General features: G+C 73.2%; 5 protein-coding genes. 1 reads left to right on the top strand and 4 read right to left on the bottom strand.

The features are described 5' to 3' along the window. Window positions 1-489 precede the first annotated feature (489 nt). The gene (locus I6A81_RS40030; RefSeq protein ID WP_203007980.1) at window positions 490-1653 is read left to right on the top strand and encodes an FHA domain-containing protein; all 1164 of its coding nucleotides are present in this window, start codon (window positions 490-492) and stop codon (window positions 1651-1653) included. 178 nt (window positions 1654-1831) lie between these two features. Here I6A81_RS40030 and I6A81_RS40035 read toward each other — a convergent pair whose 3' ends face one another. The 4 genes from I6A81_RS40035 to I6A81_RS40050 form a co-directional block, all read right to left on the bottom strand. Then, complete coding sequence (locus I6A81_RS40035; protein WP_203007982.1) at window positions 1832-3196, bottom strand: glycine--tRNA ligase; 1365 nt, start codon at window positions 3194-3196, stop codon at window positions 1832-1834. Between the two features lie 280 nt (window positions 3197-3476). Beyond that, window positions 3477-4013, bottom strand: a complete 537-nt coding sequence (locus I6A81_RS45960; RefSeq protein ID WP_203010487.1) for a restriction endonuclease — start codon at window positions 4011-4013, stop codon at window positions 3477-3479. After that, the gene (locus I6A81_RS40045) at window positions 4010-4831 is read right to left on the bottom strand and encodes a TerD family protein (protein ID WP_203010488.1); all 822 of its coding nucleotides are present in this window, start codon (window positions 4829-4831) and stop codon (window positions 4010-4012) included. The genes I6A81_RS45960 and I6A81_RS40045 overlap by 4 nt, the downstream gene beginning before the upstream one ends. Window positions 4832-5088: 257 nt before the next feature. After that, window positions 5089-5496: antibiotic biosynthesis monooxygenase (locus I6A81_RS40050; RefSeq protein ID WP_238438126.1), on the bottom strand; the 408-nt coding region annotated here is incomplete at its 5' end.

Below are 5496 nucleotides of genomic sequence, written 5' to 3' on the forward strand. Positions count from 1 at the left end.
TCTGGGGGGCTCGTTTTTGTGTATAAGAGACAGGACCCCGGCGCCGCGTGGCGGCGGCGACGGCGTGGGTCCGGATCGTCGACCCGGCGGCGACCGCGGCGCGGCACTGCGCTACCAAGGAAGCCGGGATCAGTGACGCGGACAGCCAGCGGCGCAGGACCCGCTCCCCGCCGGCCGCCCTGTCCCGAAACCGACCACTGCCCGGGCCACCCGCCGACGTTGCCCCGCCGACCCCGCCAACATTGCCGACATTGCCGATATTGCCTCGACGACGTTGCCCGACGATCTGTTCCAGGACCCTGGTCTTCTTCCTCGCGCGAGCGCCGAGGCTCCGCACCCGATCACGGGGACGATGGAGAAGGCCTGGACGATGGAGAAGGCACTGAGGAGCCGACCACCCGAGTCCCACGTTCTCGGCACCGATACGCCCTGCCCCGCGCCGGCCCGAGCAACGGCCGCCGCCCCGCGCCCGGAAAGGGGAAGTCCCGCATGCCCGCCGCCGACGACCAGGTTCCCGTCGCCCTCGACGTGGCCGGCGCGGTCTACGACCGACGGTTGTGGCCGCACGGGGCCCCGGGGCCGCACCTGCCGCGGCTGGAGCAGGTGATCAGGGCCTGGCACACCCGGACGGTCGCCGTCTCCGACCTGGTGCTCGTCGCCCAGCGGGGCCTGCCGCAGGCGCTGGGGAGGGACGGCGACGCGCTGCTGGCGCAGTACGGCCGCGTCCTGGAGGACGACGACGCGCCGAACCGGCTGCTGGAGCTGGCCCGGGACGAAGGCAGGCACGTGCTGCTGCGCAAGCACCGGGAGTCCGCCCGCCGGCGGCACTCCTGGATCAGGCAGCGCCACGAGCTGTTCCACACCTGGGAGAGCGGCGGCGGCGGGGTGCGGATCGTCCCGCTGCCGGCGCACCCGCCGGCACCGGCGCGCCCGCCCGGCGGGCGGCGCTCCGGCGCCCAGGAGCTGGCCGCGTTCAGGGCGCTGGGCCTGGACCTGAACCTGCCCAGTCACCGCGAGATCCTCAACACCGAGTGGCGGTGCGAGACCGACCGCTGCGAGTACGCCGAGGCCCATCAGGGGGTGCTGCTCGTCTGGCCGGAGGTGCGGGACGACCGGGCGGTCTGCCCCGGGTGCGGGGAGGAGCTGGACGAGGTCGGGCCGCGCCGCTACACCCGCGAGGTCAGGGTCTTCGTCATGGAGGACCGGAAGGACGGCAAGGGGCCACGCGAGCGCACGCTGCTGATGTTCCCGCTCGAGGCCGACGTCCCGGTCGTCCTCGGCCGCGGCCCTGGCGTCGTGAACCTGGCCGTCGAGGTGGCGCCGCCCTACATCGACCGGGTGAGCCGGTCGCACCTGCTGCTGCGGCTGGCCGCCGAGGGATCGGTGCGGGTTGCCTGGGCGACCGACCTCGGATCCACGAACGGCTCGAGGCACGCCCAGCGCAAGAGCGGCTCCCTGGGCAGGCCGGTGGACATGACGGCGAAGCGGGAGTACCAGTTCGGCTTCAAGGATCGGATCGTGCTGGCGAACCGGGTGTGGATGGAGATCACGGACCGGAAGTTCGTGCTGCCCATGCACATGCCCGAGTCAGGAGATCCGGCCGACATACGCCCGACCGCGACGACCACCTACACCGAGCCCCCGTCGGCCTGACGCGCCGCGATTCCGCGCCGCGGCCCAAAGGTGAAGCTGGCGACGGCGCCTCCCGGGGGCTCGGGGGTGCTCCCGGGAGGCGCCGCTACCCGACAGTAACAGCTATCTCAGGCACGCGATGCGCACGATCGCCCCGTATGCCCGAAATATTCACGGGCGGCCGGCGGCGTCGTTCCCGTCACAGCGGCCCGAGCTGGGCGTTCAGGTAGGTGGAGACCTTGTCGATGGCGATGCGCTGCTGAGCCATCGAGTCACGCTCGCGGATCGTGACGGCCTGGTCGGTCAGGCTGTCGAAGTCGACCGTGACGCAGTACGGCGTGCCGATCTCGTCCTGGCGACGGTAACGGCGGCCGATGGCCTGCGAGTCGTCGTACTCGACATTCCAGTGCCGACGCAGCTCGGCGGCGAGGTCGCGGGCGACCGGGGACAGGTCGGCGTGCCGCGACAGCGGCAGCACGGCCGCCTTCACCGGGGCCAGCCGCGGGTCGAGGCGCAGCACGATCCGCCGGTCGACGCCGCCCTTGGTGTTCGGCGCCTCATCCTCGTCGTAGGCGTCGAGCAGGAACGCGAGCGTGGTGCGGTCGGCGCCGGCAGCCGGCTCGATGACGAACGGGACGTAGCGGGTGCCGGTCGCCTGGTCGAAATAGGACAGGTCCGCGCCGGAGCCCTTGGAATGCGCGGTCAGGTCGAAATCGGTACGGTTCGCGATGCCCTCCAGCTCACCCCACTCCAGGCCGGCGAAGTTGAACCGGTACTCGATGTCGACCGTGCGCTTCGAATAGTGGGAGAGCTTCTCCTTCGGGTGCTCGAAGTGACGCAGGTTGTCCTGCTTCATGCCGAGCTCGGCGTACCACTTGGTCCGCTCGGTGATCCAGTAGTCGTGCCACTTCTCGTCCTCGCCCGGCGGCACGAAGAACTCCATCTCCATCTGCTCGAACTCGCGGGTCCGGAAGATGAAGTTGCCCGGCGTGATCTCGTTGCGGAACGACTTGCCGATCTGGCCGATGCCGAACGGCGGCTTGCGGCGGGCCGTCGCCTGCACGTTCGCGTAGTTGATGAAGATGCCCTGCGCGGTCTCCGGCCGCAGGTAGGCCAGCCCCGAGGCGTCCTCGACCGGGCCGAGGTAGGTCTTGAGCAGGCCGTTGAACATCTTCGGCTCGGTGAACTTGCCCTTGGTGCCGCAGTTCGCGCAGACGACGTCGGCCAGGCTGGCCGGCTTGCGGCCGTGCTTGGCCTCGAACGCCTCCTCCAGGTGGTCGGCCCGGTAACGCTTGTGGCAGTTCGTGCACTCGGTCAGCGGGTCGGTGAAGACCTCGACGTGACCGGAGGTCTCCCAGACCTCCCTGGCGAGGATCACGCACGAGTCGAGGCCCACGACGTCGTCGCGGCCCTGCACGACGGCCTTCCACCAGGCCCGCTTCACGTTGTTCTTCAGCTCGACGCCGAGCGGGCCGTAGTCCCAGGACGCCCGCAGACCGCCGTAGATCTCGCTCGAAGGGAACACCAGCCCCCGCCGCTTGCAGAGACTGACGATGGTGTCCATCCGGTCGGGTGTGCCTGCCACGGACCCTGCTCCCACTCTGTCCACTGAGGGCCGCCGGGCATGCGGGAGGAGCATGGTCGCATCCCCTTCGGCCCGATGCGTCTCGTCATCGAGGCGATGTACGTCTCCCCAGCCTACGGACTGAGGCCAACAGCTCGGTGACGGACCGCGCCGCCCGCGCGCCATCCGGCCACCCGCGCCAGGCCTAGAACCGGCCTCCAGCCGGCGGCGCGGCACGGCGTGGCCGGGCCCCGCCGGGCGGCCGGGGTCAGACCGTGTCTCAGACCGTGTCGAGGCGGAGGTACTGGGCCAGCCAGGCACGCAGGCGGGAGCCGTCCACCAGCTCCAGGCGGTTCTTGGCGGCGAACTGGACGGAGGACGGGCCGAAGGACGACGTCGTGACCAGGATGCCCTTGATCGCGCCACGGTCGTGGACCGTGCCGGCGAGCTCACGGACGTAGTGCGCGCCGACCGTGCGCTTCAGCCGCTTCACCGAGATGACGATGAGCCCGCTCGCCAGCGGGTCGTCGGAACGGACCTCGACGTCGACGCCGCCGTCCCCGGACCGGCCGGTGCGCTGCGTGGTGTAGCCCATCTTGGTCAACAGGTCCGCGACCAGCTGCTCGAAGTCGTAGGGGTCCATCGCCAGCAGGTCCAGTGGCGGCCGCCGCGCCGCCCGGGCGACGGGGTGGACGTGCAGGCGCCGGCTGCCCGTGCTGGGCGAGGGCGGGTCCGCCTCCCGGGCGCTCCCGGGGCCGGGGGCGCCCGCCGGCCGCTGCCAGGCCGGCCAGGCCCCGGTCGGGGAGGCGGCGATCACGGTCGGGGCGTCGTGCGGGTCGGCTCCCCCGCCACCGCCGGTTCCCCAGGGATAGGGCGGGAACTGCCGGGTCGGCGGGACGCCCCGGGCCGGGGCGGCCGGCGCCTCGGGGCGGGTCGGCGGCAGCGGAACGCGGGGCCTGGCCGGGGCCGCCGGCCCGCCGGCCCCTCGGGGGGCCTCCGCCCGCCGCCGGCGGGCCGGGCGGGGGGCCCGGCGGGGGCCGGCGGGACGGGACCGGGCCTCGCGGGAACCGGCGCGGGGGGAGCGGACGCGGCGGGGACGGGGTCCTCCTCGACGTGGACGCCGTGCTCGGTCAGCAGCGCCGCCGTGCCCGCCGTCCAGCCCTGGGACACCGCGCGCACCTTCCAGCCGCCTTCGCGCCGGTACAGCTCGACGAGCACCACGCAGCGCTCGGCGCCCTCCACCGTGACCTCGTGCCTGACCGTGAACGGGCCGTCCAGGCCGGGGCCGTCCCAGGCCGACCCACCCGCGGCGTCGATCCGGACCCGCAGCCCCGCATCGTCGGCGAAGGCACCGGTCCAGGCGTCGTCGAGGCTCGCGGCGACGACCACGGACTCGACGACGTCCGGCAACTCGCCCAGGGTGATCCGCACGCACCGGTCGTCGACCAGCCACAGGCAGCCGTCCGCCGAGCGACGCTGGTTGTAGAAGACCAGGTCGCCGTCGTCCCGGACGCGGCGCCGGGCGCCCAGTTCGAGCGCGAACAGGTCGACCACGTCCACCGGCAGCGTCGAGGCAAGCGACACCCGCACGGCCCGGCTCGGCACCGTGGTGTTCGCGCCCTTCGCGAGCTCCAACCGCCACCCCACCATCCGGTCAACAAACCGGTCACAAAGCCGGTCAACAAGCCGGTCATCGAGCCGGTCACCAAGGCACAGGATTCGACCAGCGTAGGCAGCCTATCCAGCGAATACACAGGAGTTGGCGGGTTGCGTCGGGGGGCCGACAACGGCCGCCTCCGGCATCGCGGGCCCCCGCGGCGCCCAGGGACGCTGGCACCGGGACCACCGGCGGCCCCGGTCGCCATCAGCCGGCGCCGCGAGCGGTCGGGCCGTCAGCGGCCGGGGGCGGCGGTCGCGGCGTCCGGAGCCAGAGCGGAACCGTGGCGGCGGGGGGCGGCGGCCGGGCTGTCCTGGCCGACGAGCACCTCGAACGCGCCAGGGACGTCGACGGCGTGCACGAGCAGCGGGGTCAGCTCCAGCTTGACGTCGAACCGCCCCAGCGCCCGCCGCCAGGCGCCGGGGCCGTCCCACTCGGTGACCAGCACCCATTCGGCCGGGTCGTCCATGGCCCGCGCGAGCCGGCCGGAACGATACCCGGCGGCCTGGCCGAGCGCCGCCAGCGCCCGTTCGGCGCCGGCGGCGAACTCCGTGACCAGCCGCGCGGCGGGGCCGGCCGTCTCCCCCGACGCGGCCGGCAGCCGGAACCGGACCATGGCCAGCACCGGCGCCCCGTCGGGGGC

Source organism: Frankia nepalensis (assembly GCF_016786325.1).
In the GTDB taxonomy this organism is placed as follows: domain Bacteria; phylum Actinomycetota; class Actinomycetes; order Frankiales; family Frankiaceae; genus Pseudofrankia; species Pseudofrankia nepalensis.

Excerpts from the sequence above, each read along its gene's own strand:
- I6A81_RS40035 (WP_203007982.1), bottom strand. The coding sequence starts at position 3,196 with ATGGACACCATCGTCAGTCTCTGCAAGCGGCGGGGGCTGGTGTTCCCT.
- I6A81_RS40030 (WP_203007980.1), top strand. The coding sequence starts at position 490 with ATGCCCGCCGCCGACGACCAGGTTCCCGTCGCCCTCGACGTGGCCGGC.